Below are 17,459 nucleotides of genomic sequence, written 5' to 3' on the forward strand. Positions count from 1 at the left end.
GCAGCAGTCCTCCTTGTGGGCGGTCGGGATTGGTGACGAGTCTGCCAGGCGGGCCTGGGTACCGGGCCTGCGACCCGCGGGAACCGCAGGTGGCGGCGTGGCCGTGGGAAACTGGGGCCGTGTTCATTACCGGATTCCCGGCCGGGATGCTGGCGTGTAACTGCTATGTCCTGGCCGAGCGGCCAGGGGCCGACGCGATCGTCGTCGACCCCGGCCAGCGGGCCATGGACCGGCTGCGCCGGATTCTCGACGAGAACCGCCTCACCCCGGCAGCGGTCCTGCTGACGCACGGTCACATCGATCACATCTGGTCGGCCCAGAAGGTGGCCGACACCTACGGCTGCCCCGTCTACATCCACCCCGAGGACCGGTTCATGCTGACCGATCCGATCAAGGGGTTCGGCCCGCGGCTTGCCCAGGTTGCGCTCGGGATGCTGTTCTCCGAGCCCAAACAGCTGGTCGAGCTGGACAAAGACGGCCAGACGCTCGATTTCGGCGACGTCTCGGTCACCGTCGACCACACGCCGGGACACACCAGGGGATCGGTGGTGTTCCGGGTGGACCAGACGGTATTCACGGGCGATACGCTGTTCCGGTCCTCGGTGGGCCGCACCGACCTGCCCGGTGGCAGTGGACGCGACCTGCTCGATTCGATCGTGACAAAGCTGTTGGTACTCGACGACGACACCGTGGTATTACCAGGACACGGCCCGCGCACGACCATCGGGCACGAACGCCGCACCAACCCGTTTCTCGAAGGTTTGACTCTGTGACATCTGCATTCCAGGCGCCCAAGGGCGTGCCCGATTACCTCCCGCCGGAGTCGGCGCAGTTCGTCGCGGTCCGGGACGGACTGCTGGCTGCCGCGCGCCGCGCCGGCTACGGCGACGTCGAGCTGCCGATCTTCGAGGACACCGCGCTGTTCGCCCGCGGTGTGGGCGAGTCGACCGATGTGGTGTCCAAGGAGATGTACACGTTCGCCGACCGCGGTGACCGCTCGGTGACCCTGCGCCCGGAAGGCACTGCCGGGGTGATCCGCGCGGTGATCCAGCACCGCCTCGACCGCGGGGCACTGCCGGTCAAGCTGTGTTACTCGGGACCGTTCTTCCGTTACGAACGTCCGCAGGCCGGGCGCTACCGGCAGCTGCAGCAGGTCGGGGTCGAGGCCATCGGGGTCGACGACCCGGCGCTGGACGCCGAGGTGATCGCGGTGGCCGATGCCGGCTTCCGGTCCCTGGGCCTGGACGGGTTCCGCCTCGAGCTGACCTCGCTGGGCGATGACACCTGCCGGCCGGCGTACCGGGAGCTGCTGCAGGACTTCCTGTTCAAGCTCGACCTCGACGAGGACACCCGGCGACGCGCCGAGATCAACCCGCTTCGGGTGCTCGACGACAAGCGGCCCCACGTGCGGGAGATGACCGCGGACGCGCCGCTGATGCTCGACCACCTCTCGGACAGCGCCAAGGCCCACTTCGAGGTCGTGCAGGCGCACCTCGACGCGCTCGGCGTGCCGTACGTGATCAACCCGCGGATGGTGCGCGGGCTGGACTACTACACCAAGACCACGTTCGAGTTCGTGCACGACGGACTGGGCGCGCAGTCCGGTATCGGCGGCGGTGGCCGCTACGACGGCCTGATGAGTCAGCTCGGCGGGCAGGACATGTCGGGGATCGGATTCGGCCTCGGCGTCGACCGGACCCTGCTCGCCCTGCAGGCCGAGGGCAAGACGGTGACCGGTGCCGGCGGCGTCGAGGTGTTCGGCGTGCCGCTGGGCGATGCCGCCAAGCTGGAGCTGGCCAAGCTGGCCGCGCGGCTGCGGGCCGGTGGGGTGCGGGTGGACCTGGCCTACGGCGACCGCGGGCTCAAGGGTGCGATGAAAGCGGCCGACCGTTCAGGTGCCAAGTACGCGCTGGTGGCAGGCGACCGTGACATCGAGGCCGGCACCGTCGGGCTCAAGGACCTCTCGACCGGCGAGCAGGTGGATGTCGCCGCCGATTCCGTTGTCGCCGAGGTGCTTTCCCGCCTGGCCCGGTAGCTCGCGCTTCGTTCAGCGGCCGTGCACCACGACGGTGAGCACTTCGTCGAGGTTGCCGATGCCGCCGGTGAACGGGTTGCCGCGCTTCAGAATTCGATCGCCGTTCGGGGTGCTCGCGACGAGCTTGGGTGAGCTGGAGCCCAGCTGCATCCGACGCTCGAAGCGGACCTGGTCCAGCGGGGCGATGACCTGACCTGCGTCATCGCGATAGACCCGGTGCGCCCGGTCGAACACGGCCACCGGCCGGTAGCTCTGCAGCGGTCGGGCGCGGTCGGCTCTGATGCGGCGCACCGCTGCCAACGTTGCGGCGGCAAAGGCGAAGCCCGCGATGAGAAACAATCCGCTGACCCAGGTCGGCATCTGCGCTCGGCCGATCGCCAGCATCACAGCACCGAACCCGCCGAACACGACGGCGAGCACGCCGAGGACGAAGGCCGTTGTCGCGAGCGGTCCCGTACCCCGGTCGATGACGACCACCAGCGGGCCCTGTTCGGCCACCACCGTTCCACCGATATCGGCGAGGACCCGTTGCTGCGCGGGTTGGGGCATGGTCGAAGTGTGCCTGCGCCACGCCGCGAGCGTGCGGGAAATGCCGACGTCCGGCGAGATCAGATGGCCATGGCGGCGCGGACGTCGGCCTCCGAGGTCGAGCCACCGGTGCCGCTTGAGGTGATGCGGCCGGCCTCCAGGATGTAGTAGCGCTGAGCGGATTCCAGCGCGAATCCGATGTGCTGTTCCACCAGCAGCACACCCAGATCGCCGCGTGCGGTCAACGAGGTGATCGCGGCCTCGATCTCGGCCACCACCGACGGCTGGATGCCCTCGGTCGGCTCGTCGAGGATCAGGCACCTGGGGCTGGTGATCAATGCCCGGGCAATCGCGAGCTGTTGCCGCTGCCCGCCCGACAGCAGGCCGGCCCGCCGGTTGAGCAGCTCTTTGAGGGCGGGGAACAGGTCCAGCTGCTCGTCGATCAGGGCCTTGCCGTTCCGCCGGCCGTCGGCGACCACCTGAAGATTCTCCGCGGTGGTCAGCTGGCCGAAGGACTGCTGTCCCTGGGGCACGTATGCCAGGCCGCGGGCCACCCTCGCGCTCGGGCGCAGTTTGGTGATGTCCTCACCGTCGAAAAGTACTTTGCCCGCAGTGCATTTGAGCAGCCCGACGGCTGCCCTCAACAGGGTCGTCTTACCCGCGCCGTTGTGACCCATCACCGCGGCGACACCGTCGGACGGCACCGCGATGCTCGCGCCGTGGACCACTTCGGACCGGCCGTAACCGGTTCGGACATCGAGCAGTTCGAGCATCAGGAGATTCCTTCCACGCCGGCCGCGGCGGTGCCGAGATAGACCTCTTGGACCTTCGGGTTGGCCTGCACCTCGGCCACCGAACCTTCGGCGATCACCTGGCCGCGGGCGAGCACCGTCACCGAGGTGGCGAACGCCCGCATGAAGTCCATGTCGTGCTCGACGACCACAACGGTGCGGGTTCCGCCGATGCGGCGCAACAGGTTTCCGGTCTCTTCACGTTCCTCGTGGCTCATCCCGGCGACCGGTTCGTCGAGCAGCAGGACATCGGCGTTCTGCACCAGCAGCATGCCGATCTCCAGCCATTGCTTCTGGCCGTGGGCCAGCACGCCCGCCGGCTGGTCGGCCAGATCGGACAGCCCGGTGGTTTCCAGGGCTTCCTCGATGGCCGGCAGGATGCCGCGCCGCCGGCGCAGCAGGGTCCAGGGCGAACGGCTCGCGCCCGCGGCGATGTCCAGGTTCTGCACCACCGTCAGCTGTTCGAACACGCTCGCGGTCTGAAATGTGCGGCCCACGCCAAGGCGCGCGATCTGGTGCACTTTCTTGCCGAGCAGTTCCACACCCGACTTGTTCACCGAACCGGCGGCCCCCACCAGGCCGGTGATGGCGTCGATCACCGTCGTCTTTCCCGCCCCGTTGGGTCCGATCAGGAAGCGAAGATCTCCCTGGAACAGGGTCAGGTCGACTTCACTGACCGCTTTGAAGCCGTCGAAATCGACTGTGAGACCGCGGACTTCCAGATATTCGGCACCCATGCCGGCGTTGCCGCCGGCCACCGGCTCGGGCGCCTCGGTGGCTTGCTCGGTTCCGGTCACGATGGGGCACCTACTTTCTCGGTATCGGGATCGGTGTCCGACGCGGACTCGGGCCGGGACTGCTCGGCATCCGGCGCGGCAGCCCGGGAGCGCCGCCACCGGGAGAACAGCACACCGAGGCCGGCCAGGCCGGCGGGGAAGAACCCGACCACGACGATGAACAACAGGCCTTGGGCGTAGATCCACCCTGACGGAAACCGTTCGGAGAACAGGGTTTGCGCCCAGGCCACGCCGACGGCGCCGAGGACCGGGCCGAGCAGCGTCGTGCGCCCGCCGATCGCGACCCCGATCAGGAAGGCGATGGATGGCACGATGCCGACCTGTGACGGCGCGATGAATCCGACGATCGGCACGAACAACGCACCGGCGATGCTGGCGAACAAGGCGGCCAGGGTGTAGGCCACGACCTTGATGTTGGCCGGGTCGTAGCCGAGGAACCGCACGCGTTCCTCACCGTCACGCACGGCGACCAACAACTCGCCATAGCGGCTGTACATCAGTTGCCGCACCACGGCGACCACGACCAGGAGAGTGGCTGCCGCGATGAAATAGACCATCCGCTTGTTGGCCGGGTCATTGAGGTTGAACCCGAAGAAGGTTCGGAAATTGGTCAACCCGTTGCTGCCGCCGAGGCTGGTCTGGCCGACGAGCAGGATCGCCAGCGCCGCGGCCAGCGCCTGCGACAGAATCGCGAAATAGGCGCCCTTGACCCGGCGCTTGAACACGCCGAAGCCGAGCAGGGCCGCGATTCCCGTCGGCAGTACCAGGATTGCCAACAACGTGAACGCGGGGGAGGCGAACGGTTCCCAGTAACCAGGCAGGTGGCGTACCCCGGCGATCTGCATGAAGTCCGGCACGTCGTGCCCGCGGATCTCGGCGTCGGCGATCTTGAGATGCATGCCCATCATGTAGCCGCCGAGGCCGAAGAACACCCCCTGACCCAACACCAGCATTCCGCCACGGCCCCAGGCCAATCCGATGCCGACCGCGACGATGGCGAAGCACAGGAACTTGCCCAGCAGGCTGAGCCGGAAGTCCGACAGAACCGCGGGTGCCACGCCGAACAGCACCACCGCGGCGGCGCCGAAGCCGGCCCACGTCTGCCAGCGGCCGAGAATGGTCATACGAGACTCCTGGTCCGAACCGTGAACAATCCCTGGGGGCGCACCTGCAGGAAGATCACGATGATGGCGAACACGATCACCTTGGCCAGCGACGCCGTGGTGCTGTATTCGATGAACGAGTTCAGGAAGCCCAAGGCCAGCGCGGCGATCACGGTGCCCTTGATCTGGCCGAGGCCGCCGACCACCACCACCAGGAACGCATCGATCAGGAAGCTCTGGCCGATGGTCGGACTCGTGGAGCCGATGAGCGTCAGGGCCACACCGGCCACCGCCGCCAGCCCGGATCCGATGAAGAATGTGGTGATATCGGTTCTGCGCGATGAGATACCGCTGGTCTCAGCCAGATCGCGGTTCTGGACCACCGCCCGGATCCGCCGCCCCATCGGGCTGGTCTTGAGCACGGTCGCGAGCACCGCAACGCACACGACGGCCAGCACCAGGATGAATATGCGGGTCTTGGGCACCACGGCGCCGAGGATTTCGACGCCACCCGAGAGCCAATCCGGGGCAACGACGTTGACCGCAGGCGCACCGAAGATGTCTCGGGCCACCTGTTGCAGGATCAGGCCGACGCCGAAGGTGACGAGCAACGTGTCCAGCGGACGGTGGTACATCCGCCGGATCAGCGTCACCTCCAGCAGCGCGCCCATGGCGCCGCCGACGAGGAACCCGAACAGTAGCGAGATCAACAGTGAGGCACCGGCATTGGTGATGACCTGCTGCACCACATAGGCGGTGTAGCAGCCGGCCATGATGAATTCGCCGTGCGCCATGTTGATGACGCCCATCTGGCCGAAGGTCAGGGACAGGCCGAGTGCGGCCAGCAACAGGATTGAGCCGAGGCTCAATCCCGTTGCCAGCTGGCCGATGAGGATGTCCATGCTGTGTTTGATTCCCCGTCGCTTCGCTCGTCAGCCGGACAGCCCGGCCGCCCACGGGTAGGACTTCAGGTACGGGTCGGGGTCGATCGGACCCTTGGACTCCCAGATCGTGTAGATCAGGCCGTCGGGCCGGATCTCACCGATCCGGGCGGTCTTGGTGATGTGGTGGTTCTCGCCGTCGATCGTGACCTTGCCCTCGGGGGCGTCGAAGCTGACGCCGTCGGCGTTCTCCTGAATCGCGGCGACGTCGAACGACTTGGCCTTCTCGACGGTGTTCTTCCACAGGTAGACCGAGACGTAGGCGGCTTCCATGGGGTCCGAGGTGGGCTTCTTGGGATCCTTGACGAAGTCCTTGTAGGCCTTGACGAAGGAGTTGTTCACCGGGGTGTCGATCGTCTGGTAGTAGTTCCATGCCGTCAGCTGACCGGTGACGTTCTGCACACCGATGCCACCGACCTCTTCCTCGGCGATCGACACCGAGACCACGGGCATCTCCTGCGGGGTCAGGCCGACGTTCTTGTACTCGCGGAAGAACGCCACGTTCGAGTCGCCGTTGAGGGTGTTGAACACGGCGTCGGCATCGGCGCTGCGGACCTTGTTGACGATGGTGGAGAAGTCGGTCGAGCCCAGCGGGGTGTAGTCCTCGCCCTTGATCTCGATGCCGTTCTCTTTGGCGTAGGCCTTGATGATCCGGTTGGCGGTCTGCGGGAACACATAGTCACTGCCCACGAGGTAGAGCGACTTGACGCCCTTTTCCTTGAGGTAGTCCAGTGCCGGGACGATCTGCTGGTTGGTGGTGGCGCCGGTGTAGAAGATGTTCTTGCTCGACTCCAGACCCTCGTACTGCACGGGGTAGTACAGCAGGGCGTTGGCGCTCTCGAAGACAGGGAGCATGGCCTTCCGGCTCGACGACGTCCAGCCGCCGAACACCGCCGCGACACAGTCGCTGCTGATCAGCTTCTCGGCCTTCTCGGCGAACACCGTGGGCTCGGAAGCCCCGTCCTCGCCGATGAGCTCGATCTGTTTGCCCAGAACGCCGCCCTTGGCGTTGATCTCCTCGACCGCGAGCTTGATCGAGTCGCGGACCGTCACCTCGGAAATGGCCATCGTGCCCGACAGAGAGTTCAACGATCCGACCTTGATCTTCGGGCCGGATGTGTCCACACAGGATGCCGCGTTTGCTGTGTCGGTGTCGCTCGCCCGGCTGCCGCAGCCCGCCAGTAGCAAACCGGCGACTGCGATCAAACTCCCTGCGGCTAGCGTCGACCGGCGCAACGGGGCACGTCCTGGATCTCGCATGGGCGACCTTTCCCTTTGATTGCAGCGCTTCTCGGCCGATCAGGGTCGGCGGCGTGCAAGAGGTTAAACACCCTGTGCGGGTGTCGAATCGGGACGTTAGAGCGCCGCTGTTACTGGGAAATGTCTGTGTGTGACAAACAAATTAACCTCAAGCTAGGCCCGGTTGGTTTGCCGTTGGCGCGGTGTCACGCGACTCGTTAGTCGCACCTGTAACAAGGCGGTAGCCTGCGTCGATATGAGGAACATGCGAAAAGCGACAACCACGGTCGGTGCGGCGCTGGTTCTGGCGGCCGCGGGTATGGCGGTCTCCAACGCAACGTCGTATGCGGAACCGCAGGGCCAGGGCCACCAGGTCAAGTACACCCTCACCTCGGGTGCACCTTACGAGTTCGACCTCTACTACCTGACCACGCAGCCTGCGAGTAAAGACGCCTACAACGCGGATGCGTACAAGTACCTGCAGAAGGCGACGGTCAACGTCGGGCCCGACGCGCCCTGGGTCTTCGAGACCACCCTCGCCGATCCGCAGTGGGCCATCTTCACCGTCGCGAGCACGACACACGGGGGCCAGGCCCAGCCCAACGCGCACTGCGAGATCGCGGTCGACGGTCAGATCGCCGTCCAGAACGATCACCCGTACAGCCCGCGCTGCCAGCTCGGCCAGTGGTGATCTGACCACCTGATCCCACGAACTGAGATCTGCCTTGACGGTGCACTCGAACTGTTGTTCGATAGTCAAGTGCGCGTCGGGCGGTTCCGCTTCCGATCCGATGCGCGATTGACTGGGCAAGCGCCCACGGCGCGCGCCGATGCCGTACCCGAAACCGCGGCATCGGCGCACCCAGTCTCATCTTCCGGCTTCGGCTCCGCGAACGGCAGCCGTGATGGCGCGCGCGAGGTCGGCCGGCGCTTCGACATGTGCCAGGTGGCCCTGCCCTGGCAGCCGAACCAGATCCGCCTGAGGTAACGCGGCCGCGAACGGCGCAAAGGCGGTTCCGTACGGCGTGCGGTTCTCGTTCAGCGCGCCGAGGATGAGTGTCACCGGGATATCCAGGTGCCGATAGCGGTCCAGGTCCGGTTGGTGCGAATTGATCGCGGCGAGCTCGGCGGCCAACGGGGCGGCGAGCGTGCGGAGGACCGGCCACGCCGGACCGCGACGTAGTTCGGCGACGTATTCGGCCGAAAACCCGGAGACCTCCATATTGATCAGGGTGACTGCCTGGTCGAGGTCTCCTTCGGCGATGGCGTGGCGAAGCCGCGGGACGACGCCCGGGGCGAAGGGGCGGCCGACTGGTTCGTAGGCGGTCACCGACCGGACGTGGGGGGTGTCCAGCGCGGCTTCCAGTGCGATGAGCGCGCCGTAGCTCCACCCGAACAGGTGGGCATGGCCGAGCTCTTCGAGGACATGCCGTAGGTCGGCGATCTCGACGTCCACCGAATAGTCGGCGCCCAGGGCGCCGCTGGGGGCTCGGCCACGGCGGTTGAGGGTGAACACCGGATTGGGGAGCTCGATGGCGTCCGCGACCGGGCGCCACGTCGCCGCATCGGCCATCACTCCCGGGACGAGCACCAGGGGAGTGCCGGTGCCGGGGCGGACCTGATGGCTCAGCGTCGTGCCGGCACGCTGGTACTCGGCCGTGCCGGGCTGCGATTGCGTGAATGTCATTGTGGCGCAGGTCCAATCGTGACGTGTCGGGGATGTGTGCGGTGGCCGGGCCGTCCGCGGGCCCATTGCTACGAACCCGCCCGGGGCGCACGGTGTTCCCCATTCGGATCGGAACCTCGACACGGGTGGAATTACCTTGACATCGACATCGAACAGATGTTCGATGAATGGGTGCGCTGGGATGGGCAGGCGATCGGAGTCGACGACGGCGCATTGCCGGGCCTGCAGCGGGTCGGCTTCGTCCGCAGCGTCCGCTCGCCGCAGTTCGAGGGGATGACTTTCCACGAGGTGCTGTGCAAATCGGCCCTGAACAAGGTGCCTGCCGCATCCGCGCTGCCGTTCCGCTTCACCGTCAACGGCTACCGCGGCTGTAGTCATGCCTGCAGGTACTGCTTCGCCCGTCCCACCCACGAGTACCTCGATCTCGATTCCGGGTCGGATTTCGACACGCAGGTGGTGGTCAAGACCAACGTCGCCGAGGTGTTGCGCCGTGAACTGCGCCGCCCGTCCTGGAACCGGGAGACGGTCGCGCTGGGCACCAACACCGATCCGTATCAGCGGGCAGAAGGCCGGTATGCGCTGATGCCCGGGATCATCGAGGCGCTGGCGGAATCCGGCACTCCGTTTTCCATCCTCACCAAGGGCACGCTGCTGCGCCGGGACCTGGGTCTGATCGCCGGCGCATCCGCTCGGGTGCCGGTCAGTGTGTCGGTGTCGCTGGCGATCGGCGACGACGATCTGCACCGCGATGCCGAACCGGGAACACCCTCGCCGCAAGCGCGCCTCGGCCTGATCTCGGCGATCCGTGGGGCGGGCCTGGAGTGTCACGTCATGGTGGCCCCGGTGTTGCCGTACCTCACCGATTCGGTCGAGCAGCTCGACGCGTTGCTCGGCCGGATCGCGGCGGCCGGCGCGAGCGGGGTCACCGTTTTCGGTCTGCATCTGCGCGGTTCCACGCGGGGCTGGTTCATGGATTGGTTGGGACGTTCGCGTCCTGACCTGGTCGGTGAGTACCAGCGGCTGTATCGGCGTGGGGCGTACCTGCCCGCGGACTACCGCGACATGCTCCGGTCCCGGGTGCGGCCTTTGGTCGCCAGGCATGGGTTGACTGGCGCACCCCGGGTCGTCGGCGCCGGTTCGGCTACGACTGCCGCGTCACCCGTGCAGCCGACACTGTTCTGAGCGGGCATTCGTCAGCGCTCACCACGTGTGGGGCCCGACCTGGTGGGTCAGTGCCTCCAGGGCGGGTGCGGCTTTCTGGAGCGCGCTGAGCTGACTTCTCGGGATGGCGTCGAGCGCTGCCGAGACTGTCGCCGCAATCGCGTTCTCGATCTGGTCGCGCTCACGAAGGGCCCGGGGCGTGGGGGAGAGCAGGTAGACGCGCCGGTCGTTGTCGGCGACCCGTTTGCCGACCAGTCCCCGTTCGGTCAATGCGCGGATCGCAGTGCTCACGTTGCTGGTCTGCATCGACAGGGAGTCGGCGACCTCGGACACGCTGCGGTCCGGTTGCTCCATGATCGAGCGCAGCACTGCGAGTTCAGATGCCGGAAGTGGATCCACTCCGACCTGGGCCGGCCCCAACCGTGCGATACGCCAAGACAGGTCGTGCAGCACGAGTGCGAGTTCGCGGAGTCGGCCGCCGTCGGCGGGAGGCGAAGTGTCGTCCATATCACCCTTCAATACTTATGGGTTAATAAGTATATTGATATAAGTAATCTTAACGCTCAAAAATGAAGTAAGGGGCTCATGGCCTTTCGTTCGGCAACTCCGGCCACCACACCACCTTCAGTCGCACTGATCATCGTGCTGGCCTTACTCACCGCCGTGACACCGTTCTCGGTCGACATGTACATGTCGGCGTTTCCCGGCATGGCCGACGAGTTCGGGACGTCGGCGTCGATGATTCAGCTGACCCTCACCACGTTTTTGGTGGGCCTGGCGGTCGGGCAGCTCTTCATCGGCCAACTCTCGGATCGGCTGGGGCGGCGGAGTCCGCTTCTGATCGGGGTTGTCGCCTGCCTGACGGCGAGTGTGTTGTGCGCGTTCAGCCCGTCGGTCGAGGTTCTGATCGCATTGCGGTTCGTGCAGGGATTCGCCGGCGCCGCGGGGGTGGTGATCGCCCGGGCGATCATCACCGACCGCACCCGCGGTTCCCAGGCTGCGCAGCCGTATTCGGTGATGATGGTCATCGGCGTGCTGGCACCGATCCTGGCGCCCGTGCTGGGCGGTCAAGTGGTCGCCGGCTTGGGCTGGCGCGCGGTGTTCTTCGCACTGGCGGGTTTGAACCTGCTGATGCTGATCGGTGCATTCTTCCTGGCGGGAGAATCGCTGCCCGTCGAGAATCGCCGTCCCGCCGGAATCAACGCCTTTGCCCGAAGCGCTGTTTCGGTGCTCGGCAACCGCCGGTTCATGGGTTACACGCTGACGCTCGGCTTCGCCGCGGCTGCGATGTTCGCCTACATCTCGGCCTCGCCGTTCGTGCTCCAGAACATCATCGGGATGTCGCCACGCGCGTATTCGCTCACCTTCGGTGCCTCCGCCCTGGCGGTAGCCGTGTCGGGTGTGGTGTCGGCCAGGCTGGTCCGCACCACCTCGCCACGCAAGCTTCTGTTGTGCGGTGTCTCGGCCATGGTCATCGTCACGCTGCTGATGCTGCTCAATGTCACTGTCGGTGGGGTGTTGCCATGGGCGACGGTGGCACTGATGGCCGGCTTCATGGCTACCGTCGGCTTCACCTTCGCCAATGCGACCACGCTGGCGATCGGGGAGGTCCGGTATGCGGCCGGAACCGGCTCGGCGATCATCGGATTCGTGCAATACGGCCTCGGCGCCGTGGCGTCGCCGTTGGTCGGTCTGGCCGGTGAGCACAGCGCGGTACCGATGGGGACGGTGATGTTCAGCTGTGCCGCGCTGGCCGCGACAGCGTTGTTCGTGTTGACCCGCGGTCATTCTCCCGGTGGTGAAAGTGACTGGGATGACTGCGAAGTCGAGTCACTCGTTCCCGAGGCTGTGGGTAGCTCCACGGACTAGCCGGCGAGCCCGCGAACGAAGTCCGCGATGGCCGCACCGATCTCGTCGGGGCTGTCCTCCTGAATGAAGTGGGAACCGGCAACCGTCACCTCGGTCTGGTTCGGCCAGGTCCGGACGAATTCACGGATGCGCCCGCGCATGATCGCACCGGGTTCGGCGTTGACGAAGAGTTTGGGGATATCGCTGGTCTTGAGCCAGTCGCCGTAGCCCTCGACGATCGCGACGACGTCGGCCGGCTCGCCGTCGACCGGGATGTTCCGCGGCCACGAGAGCGTGGGCCGGCGGTCTTCACCCGGTTCGCGGAACGGCGCGCGGTAGTGGTCCATCTCCTCGTCGGTCAGTGTGCGCCGGATCGCTCCCGGCAGAACGCCTTCGACAAACATGTTCTGTTCCAGCACCATCGACTCGCCGTTGGGGGAGCGGAAGCCCTGGAAGACCTCCCGCACCGGGTCGGGCCAATCCGCCCACGTCATCGGCGACGCGATGGCCTCCATGTAGGCGATCCCGGCCACCCGGTCGCGATGCTGATTGGCCCAGTCGAAGCCCAGTGCCGATCCCCAGTCGTGCAGGACGAGCACCACGCGGTCTCCCAGATCCAGTGAGTCCCAGAGCTTGAAGAGGTAATCGCGCTGCTCCGCATAGTGGTAGCGGCCCGGTCCGGAATCGTCGAGCTTGTCCGAGCCACCCATGCCGATCAGATCGCACGCCACCAGCCGGCCGAGGCCTTCCAGGTGCGGCATCACGTTGCGCCACAGGTACGACGAGGTGGGATTGCCGTGCTGGAACACGATGGTCGAAGGGCCTTCACCCTGGTCGATGTAGGCCATCTGCTTGCCGTCGATTTCCTTGTACTGGAGCTTTCCGTACGGTTCAGCGCTGACCATGACGTTCTCCTCGGTTTGGTTGGTCGTCGGCAACTTTGGCGGCGGCGGTCCGGGCGCAGTGCAGGATGCGCGCGGAGAATTCGGGGTCGGCGACTGCGCGGGAGAGGGTCATGCCGCCGACGCAGAGCGCCATCAGTGCGATGGCCTCATCGAGCCGTTGGTCATCGGTTTCGTCGCCGCAGATCGCGGACAGCGACGTGCGCAGCTCACGCTCGTAGGCGGCACGGAACTCGTCAGATCCACGGGCCGCCTCGGAGCCCAGGGTGGCGAAGGCGCAGCTGGTCGCCAGGTCGTCGCGATGTGCCGGGGTGAGATAGCGCTTGGCCAGGCCGGTCAGGCGGGCTCGCCAGGACTCACCGCGCTGCGGCTTGATCCAGCGGGGGCGACCGGTGCCGATGGCGTGGGCGAAGGCCGCGCCCGCCAGCTCGTCCTTGGTGTCGAAGTGGGAGTAGAAGGCGCCGTGGGTGAGCCCGGCGTCGCGCATCACCGCGGCGATGCCCGCACCGGTCAGTCCCTCTTCGCGGAGCCTGCGTGCGGCGGCATCGAGGATCCGGCCCTGAGAGTCCTGCTTGCTGTCGGCGCGTTTCGTCGCTGCATTTCGCATGATGGCCATCATGCTAATCGCATGACGGCCATCATGTGAAGGCCTCGGGGAGGCTCGTGCAGATCAGCTCTTGTTGCGCTTGACCTGATTGAACGGCACGCCGCGGTCGGCGGCTTGTTCGCGCGGGAAGCCCAGGATCCGCTCGCCGATCACATTGCGCGCCATCTCCGAGCTGCCGCCGCCCAATGATCCGGTCTGGCGGGACAGGTAGCGGACCCCGATGTCGAGAAGGCCGGGGGCATCGTCGGTGCCTTCGTCGATCACACCTGCCGTGCCTGCGATGGCCAACGCCGTGTCCACCTCGAGTTCGGTGGTCTCGGCGTGGAAGAGCCGGATCAAGGTGCCCGCGTTCGGCGGCAGCGATCCATTGCCGATGGACTTGCCGACGTGGTCGATGAGCTGGTGCTTGACGATGCGCCGCACCAGGGCGCGGCCCGCCAGATCCTGGACCCGGGCGTCATCACCCTGCCCGGTGGCCTCGGCGATCCCGATGTGGTCGGGCGGCATCTCGTTGGCGTTCTCGGCCCCGGTTCCGCTGGCGAACTCCGAACCGCCGCCGACAGCGCGACGTTCGTGGTGCAGCTGTCGCGAGGCGACGGTCCAGCCGTCGTTGACCTCTCCCACCACGGCATCCGCGGGAAGCTCCAGGTTGTCGAAGAACTCCTCGCAGAACTCCTCGTTGCCGTTCACCTCGGTGATCCGGCGCATCGTGATACCCGGCGCGTTCAGCGGCACCAGGAACATGCTCAGGCCCTCGTGTTTGGGCACGGTCCAATCGGTGCGGGCCAGCATCAACCCGTAGTCGGCGGCGAACGCACTGGTACTCCAGGTCTTGGCGCCGTTGATGATCCATGTGTCGCCCTTGAGCTCTGCGCGGGTGATCACACCGGCCAGGTCCGACCCGCCGCTGGGCTCGGACAACAACTGACAGAGCACCTCGTCGCCGCGGATCGCGGCCGAAATGCGCTCGCGCTTCTGCTTTTCGCTGCCCATGTCGAGAATCGTCGCGCCGCAGATGGTGAACGAGGGGGTGTTGAGGATCAACGGCATCTCGTAGGCCGTGCACTCGTCGTTGAATGCCTTCTGGTAGGCGTAATCCAGACCCAGGCCGCCGTACTCGCGCGGGAAGCAGATGCCCGCGAATCCGCCTTCGTAGAGGCGCTTCTGCAGTTCCTTTGCGCGCTCCCAGGATTCGGCTTCGGCACGCACCGCGAACGGCGGGTCCTCCGGATCGATGGACGGCATGTTCTCGGCCAGCCAGGTCCGGGCACGCAGGGCGAACTCTTCCACGGACTCTGTGGTCGCGGGGGTGCTCACGGTGTCGGTCATGCCCCAACCTCCTCGGCTGCGCGGGTCTTGCGGCTCAGCGCGTACACCGCGCGGTGGTGGTCTTCGGGCGAGCCGTACATGGCCCGGTACAGGGCGACCCTGCGCAGGTACAGATGCAGGTCGTGTTCCCAGGTCACGCCGATGCCGCCGTGCAACTGCACACAGTCCTGCAGCATCACGGGAGCACGTTCGGCCACATAGGCTTTCGCGACGCTGACGAGCTTCTGCGCTTCCGGGGAACGTTCGGCCACCGCGGCCACCGCCCCCGCCGTGGTCGCGCGCGCGGCCTCGAACCACATCTTCATGTCGGCCGCGCGATGCTTGAGGGCCTGGTAGGAGGCCAACGGACGACCGAAGCTGTGCCGGTCGAAGAGCCACTGATTGGTCATCGTGAGCACGGCGTCGAGGATTCCGACGATCTCGGCGCACTGCAGCAGCAACGCCACCTGACGCTGGCGTTCGATGATGGCCGGCGTCTGCTCGGCGGACCCCACCGCGGCAGACTCGCCGACCTCGACACCGTCGAATCGCACTCGGGCGTAACGCTTGACCAGGTCGACCGACTTCTGATCGGTGACCGTCACCCCGGCCGCATCGGTGGGCACCGCGAACTGCCGGATCTGGCCGTCACACACGGCCACCACCAGTACCGTGGCGCTCTGGTCGCCGGCTTCGACGCGGTCCTTGACACCGTCGATCCGGTACCCCGATGCGGTGCGGGTCGCCGTGGTGCCGATGCCGGTGGCGGACTGCAGGGCCCCGAACGGCCGGTTCGGCTCGTAGGCCGCCCAGGACGCCACCGTCTCGCCGGACACCAGGGCCTCGATCAATTCCTCATGCCCGCCGGGTGCTTCGACCAGCCCGGCCAGCACGACGCTGACCGGGTGCAACGGACCGGGCGCCACCGTGCGGCCGGCCTGCTCGGCGAGCAGGGCCAGGTCGGTGACGCCGTCCCCGGACGGGCTGCCGCCACCCAGCTCTTCGGGCACCAGCAGGCTGGCCCACCCCAATTCCGCTGCGCGTCCCCACCATTGGGGGTCGAACGAGACACCCTCGGCGTGCAGCCGGCGCACTCGGGTCAGCGGCACCTCCTTTTCCAGGAACGCCTGCGCGGTGGAGGTGAACAGCATCTGTTCGGGATTTGCCACATCGGTCATGGAGTCGGCCCAGCTTCTTAGGTGTGAGGAGGACTAGATCAGTTCAGGACGAGCGCCGGGACATCCGGCCGGTACACCTTCTTGTTCTCGACCTTGAACAGGTCGACCAGGTTGCCGCCCATGACCTTTCGGACACCCTCTTCATCGAGGCCGTGTGCCTGCAGGTCGTCGACCAGGTTGATCGGATCGGCCAGCCCCTCGGGGTGCGGCCAGTCGGACCCGAAGATGATGCGGTCGATGCCGCACAGGTCGGCCATCTTCTTGAAGTCGTCCTCCCAGAACGGGGCGACGTAGATGGCGCGCTTGAACGCCTCGATCGGGTCCTCGGGGAACTCCTGCGGCATCTTCGAGTAGACGTCCTTGAATTGGTAGAACAGGTACGGCACCCAGGAGGCGCCGTTCTCCACCGACAGGATGCGCAGATCCGGATTGCGGGTCAGGGCACCGTGACAGACCAGCGCGGCCATGGTGTCCTCGATGGGCCGCTTGCCCATCGCGACCATCCGGAACGAGGTCGGCTTGAACGGTGTGAACTCCTCGGCCGGCTCCCAGTCGTTGAGGTACTGGGAGTAGCCGCTGTCCGAGGCGTGCATGCACACCGGGATACCGGCTTTGACGCAGGCGTCCCAGAACGGATCGAATTCGGGCAGACCCAGTGAACGGCTGCCACGGTAGCCGGGCACCGGCGCCGGGCGGACCAGCACGGTCTTCGCCCCGCGTTCCAGGCACCACTCAAGTTCTTCGAGGGCGCGGTCGACGACGCCGAGATTGATGACCGGGGTGGAGAAGATGCGGTCGGAGTAGTTGAACTGCCAGGTCTCGTACATCCACTCGTTGAGCGCGTGAATGATGTCCAGGATCAGGTCCGGGTCGTCCTTCAGGCGCTCCTCGACCAGGCTGGCCAGCGTCGGGAACATGATCGTGTAGTCCAGGCCGAGGCTGTCCAGAACCTCAAGGCGCGCTTCGGGATTGCGGAAGGCCGGGATGGCCTTCATCGGCTTGCCCATCACCTCGCGGTAGCTCTTTCCGCCGCTGCCGTGACGGAAGTACTCCTCCTGGGCGCCTGGGCGTGCGACGACCTCGAACGTGGGGTTCGGGATGTAGTCGCTGATGTGGTTGCGCACCACGATCTTCGTGCGGCCGTGCACATCGATGTAGTCGATGACGCCCTTGCGGTGGTCGGGCAGGAACTTGGTGAGCGCTTCCTTGGGCTCATAGAAGTGGTTGTCGGCGTCGAACACCGGGTAGGGAAGCTCGCGTGAGGGCATGTTCGCCTCCTGGAAGAGTCTGATTTTCGAAACTGGTAATGACGTTACCACGTGATGACCAGCGCG

General features: G+C 66.3%; 18 protein-coding genes. 5 read left to right on the forward strand and 13 right to left on the reverse strand.

Annotated elements, in window-relative coordinates; all coding sequences use genetic code 11:
* Positions 1-119: 119 nt before the first annotated feature.
* A complete protein-coding gene (locus TX88_RS15915; RefSeq protein WP_044518063.1) occupies positions 120-773 on the forward strand; it encodes an MBL fold metallo-hydrolase in 654 nt (217 codons plus the stop codon).
* Complete coding sequence (hisS, locus tag TX88_RS15920; protein ID WP_044518065.1) at positions 770-2,035, forward strand: histidine--tRNA ligase; 1,266 nt, start codon at positions 770-772, stop codon at positions 2,033-2,035. The genes TX88_RS15915 and hisS overlap by 4 nt, the downstream gene beginning before the upstream one ends.
* Positions 2,036-2,047: 12 nt before the next feature.
* Here hisS and TX88_RS34695 read toward each other — a convergent pair whose 3' ends face one another.
* Genes TX88_RS34695 through urtA form a run of 6 tightly spaced genes read right to left on the reverse strand, consistent with a single transcriptional unit; the run spans position 2,048 to position 7,455 of the window.
* Entirely contained in the window at positions 2,048-2,584 is a 537-nt protein-coding gene (locus TX88_RS34695; protein WP_209446991.1) for a hypothetical protein, read from the reverse strand.
* A 59-nt stretch (positions 2,585-2,643) separates the two neighbouring features.
* Positions 2,644-3,336, reverse strand: a complete 693-nt coding sequence (gene urtE, locus TX88_RS15930; RefSeq protein WP_044518067.1) for an urea ABC transporter ATP-binding subunit UrtE — start codon at positions 3,334-3,336, stop codon at positions 2,644-2,646.
* Positions 3,336-4,091: an urea ABC transporter ATP-binding protein UrtD gene (gene urtD, locus TX88_RS15935; protein ID WP_110918079.1), complete on the reverse strand. Its 756-nt coding sequence runs from the start codon at positions 4,089-4,091 to the stop codon at positions 3,336-3,338. Before urtD ends, urtE begins: the two co-directional genes overlap by 1 nt.
* A gap of 56 nt (positions 4,092-4,147) precedes the next feature.
* On the reverse strand, positions 4,148-5,275 hold the full coding sequence (urtC, locus tag TX88_RS15940; RefSeq protein WP_044518070.1) for an urea ABC transporter permease subunit UrtC: 1,128 nt from the start codon (positions 5,273-5,275) through the stop codon (positions 4,148-4,150).
* Positions 5,272-6,156, reverse strand: a complete 885-nt coding sequence (gene urtB, locus TX88_RS15945; protein WP_044518071.1) for an urea ABC transporter permease subunit UrtB — start codon at positions 6,154-6,156, stop codon at positions 5,272-5,274. The genes urtC and urtB overlap by 4 nt, the downstream gene beginning before the upstream one ends.
* A 30-nt stretch (positions 6,157-6,186) precedes the next feature.
* Positions 6,187-7,455, reverse strand: coding sequence for an urea ABC transporter substrate-binding protein (urtA, locus tag TX88_RS15950; RefSeq protein WP_044518073.1), 1,269 nt, complete (start codon positions 7,453-7,455; stop codon positions 6,187-6,189).
* A 235-nt stretch (positions 7,456-7,690) separates the two neighbouring features.
* Between urtA and TX88_RS15955 the strand changes: the two genes are divergently transcribed.
* Positions 7,691-8,125: an Rv2576c family protein gene (locus TX88_RS15955; RefSeq protein ID WP_044518075.1), complete on the forward strand. Its 435-nt coding sequence runs from the start codon at positions 7,691-7,693 to the stop codon at positions 8,123-8,125.
* A gap of 177 nt (positions 8,126-8,302) precedes the next feature.
* Here TX88_RS15955 and TX88_RS15960 read toward each other — a convergent pair whose 3' ends face one another.
* On the reverse strand, positions 8,303-9,121 hold the full coding sequence (locus TX88_RS15960; protein ID WP_044518077.1) for an alpha/beta fold hydrolase: 819 nt from the start codon (positions 9,119-9,121) through the stop codon (positions 8,303-8,305).
* A gap of 156 nt (positions 9,122-9,277) precedes the next feature.
* On the opposite strand from TX88_RS15960, the gene TX88_RS15965 reads away from it, so the two are divergent.
* Positions 9,278-10,303 carry an Rv2578c family radical SAM protein gene (locus tag TX88_RS15965; protein ID WP_110917957.1) on the forward strand — a complete coding sequence of 342 codons (1,026 nt, stop codon included), beginning with the start codon at positions 9,278-9,280 and terminating at the stop codon, positions 10,301-10,303.
* A gap of 18 nt (positions 10,304-10,321) precedes the next feature.
* On the opposite strand, the gene TX88_RS15970 is transcribed toward TX88_RS15965, so the two are convergent.
* A complete protein-coding gene (locus tag TX88_RS15970) occupies positions 10,322-10,789 on the reverse strand; it encodes a MarR family winged helix-turn-helix transcriptional regulator (protein ID WP_044518078.1) in 468 nt (155 codons plus the stop codon).
* Positions 10,790-10,867: 78 nt separating this feature from the next.
* On the opposite strand from TX88_RS15970, the gene TX88_RS15975 reads away from it, so the two are divergent.
* The gene (locus tag TX88_RS15975) at positions 10,868-12,151 is read left to right on the forward strand and encodes a multidrug effflux MFS transporter (protein WP_044518079.1); all 1,284 of its coding nucleotides are present in this window, start codon (positions 10,868-10,870) and stop codon (positions 12,149-12,151) included.
* On the opposite strand, the gene TX88_RS15980 is transcribed toward TX88_RS15975, so the two are convergent.
* The 5 genes from TX88_RS15980 to TX88_RS16000 all read right to left on the reverse strand — a co-directional run bounded on the left by TX88_RS15980 (position 12,148) and on the right by TX88_RS16000 (position 17,393).
* On the reverse strand, positions 12,148-13,035 hold the full coding sequence (locus TX88_RS15980) for a haloalkane dehalogenase (RefSeq protein WP_044518080.1): 888 nt from the start codon (positions 13,033-13,035) through the stop codon (positions 12,148-12,150). The two genes, TX88_RS15975 and TX88_RS15980, sit on opposite strands and share 4 nt — an antisense overlap.
* Positions 13,022-13,639 (reverse strand): TetR/AcrR family transcriptional regulator, encoded by a 618-nt coding sequence (locus tag TX88_RS15985; protein WP_162563147.1) that lies wholly within the window; start codon positions 13,637-13,639, stop codon positions 13,022-13,024. Before TX88_RS15985 ends, TX88_RS15980 begins: the two co-directional genes overlap by 14 nt.
* A 63-nt stretch (positions 13,640-13,702) precedes the next feature.
* Positions 13,703-14,968, reverse strand: a complete 1,266-nt coding sequence (locus TX88_RS15990; protein ID WP_044518081.1) for an acyl-CoA dehydrogenase family protein — start codon at positions 14,966-14,968, stop codon at positions 13,703-13,705.
* Complete coding sequence (locus TX88_RS15995) at positions 14,965-16,125, reverse strand: acyl-CoA dehydrogenase family protein (protein WP_044518082.1); 1,161 nt, start codon at positions 16,123-16,125, stop codon at positions 14,965-14,967. The genes TX88_RS15990 and TX88_RS15995 overlap by 4 nt, the downstream gene beginning before the upstream one ends.
* A gap of 38 nt (positions 16,126-16,163) precedes the next feature.
* The gene (locus TX88_RS16000) at positions 16,164-17,393 is read right to left on the reverse strand and encodes an amidohydrolase family protein (protein WP_044518084.1); all 1,230 of its coding nucleotides are present in this window, start codon (positions 17,391-17,393) and stop codon (positions 16,164-16,166) included.
* Positions 17,394-17,459 lie beyond the last annotated feature (66 nt).

This window comes from Mycolicibacterium septicum DSM 44393 (assembly GCF_000455325.1).
Lineage (GTDB): Bacteria > Actinomycetota > Actinomycetes > Mycobacteriales > Mycobacteriaceae > Mycobacterium > Mycobacterium septicum.

Coding starts and splice junctions, on each gene's coding strand:
- urtD (WP_110918079.1), bottom strand. CDS start 4,091: ATGGGTGCCGAATATCTGGAAGTCCGCGGTCTCACAGTCGATTTCGAC.
- TX88_RS15985 (WP_162563147.1), bottom strand. CDS start 13,639: ATGCGAAATGCAGCGACGAAACGCGCCGACAGCAAGCAGGACTCTCAG.
- urtC (WP_044518070.1), bottom strand. CDS start 5,275: ATGACCATTCTCGGCCGCTGGCAGACGTGGGCCGGCTTCGGCGCCGCC.
- TX88_RS34695 (WP_209446991.1), bottom strand. CDS start 2,584: ATGCCCCAACCCGCGCAGCAACGGGTCCTCGCCGATATCGGTGGAACG.
- TX88_RS16000 (WP_044518084.1), bottom strand. CDS start 17,393: ATGCCCTCACGCGAGCTTCCCTACCCGGTGTTCGACGCCGACAACCAC.
- TX88_RS15970 (WP_044518078.1), bottom strand. CDS start 10,789: ATGGACGACACTTCGCCTCCCGCCGACGGCGGCCGACTCCGCGAACTC.
- urtB (WP_044518071.1), bottom strand. CDS start 6,156: ATGGACATCCTCATCGGCCAGCTGGCAACGGGATTGAGCCTCGGCTCA.
- TX88_RS15990 (WP_044518081.1), bottom strand. CDS start 14,968: ATGACCGACACCGTGAGCACCCCCGCGACCACAGAGTCCGTGGAAGAG.
- TX88_RS15995 (WP_044518082.1), bottom strand. CDS start 16,125: ATGACCGATGTGGCAAATCCCGAACAGATGCTGTTCACCTCCACCGCG.
- urtE (WP_044518067.1), bottom strand. CDS start 3,336: ATGCTCGAACTGCTCGATGTCCGAACCGGTTACGGCCGGTCCGAAGTG.
- TX88_RS15965 (WP_110917957.1), top strand. CDS start 9,278: ATGTTCGATGAATGGGTGCGCTGGGATGGGCAGGCGATCGGAGTCGAC.
- TX88_RS15955 (WP_044518075.1), top strand. CDS start 7,691: ATGAGGAACATGCGAAAAGCGACAACCACGGTCGGTGCGGCGCTGGTT.
- TX88_RS15960 (WP_044518077.1), bottom strand. CDS start 9,121: ATGACATTCACGCAATCGCAGCCCGGCACGGCCGAGTACCAGCGTGCC.
- urtA (WP_044518073.1), bottom strand. CDS start 7,455: ATGCGAGATCCAGGACGTGCCCCGTTGCGCCGGTCGACGCTAGCCGCA.
- TX88_RS15975 (WP_044518079.1), top strand. CDS start 10,868: ATGGCCTTTCGTTCGGCAACTCCGGCCACCACACCACCTTCAGTCGCA.
- TX88_RS15980 (WP_044518080.1), bottom strand. CDS start 13,035: ATGGTCAGCGCTGAACCGTACGGAAAGCTCCAGTACAAGGAAATCGAC.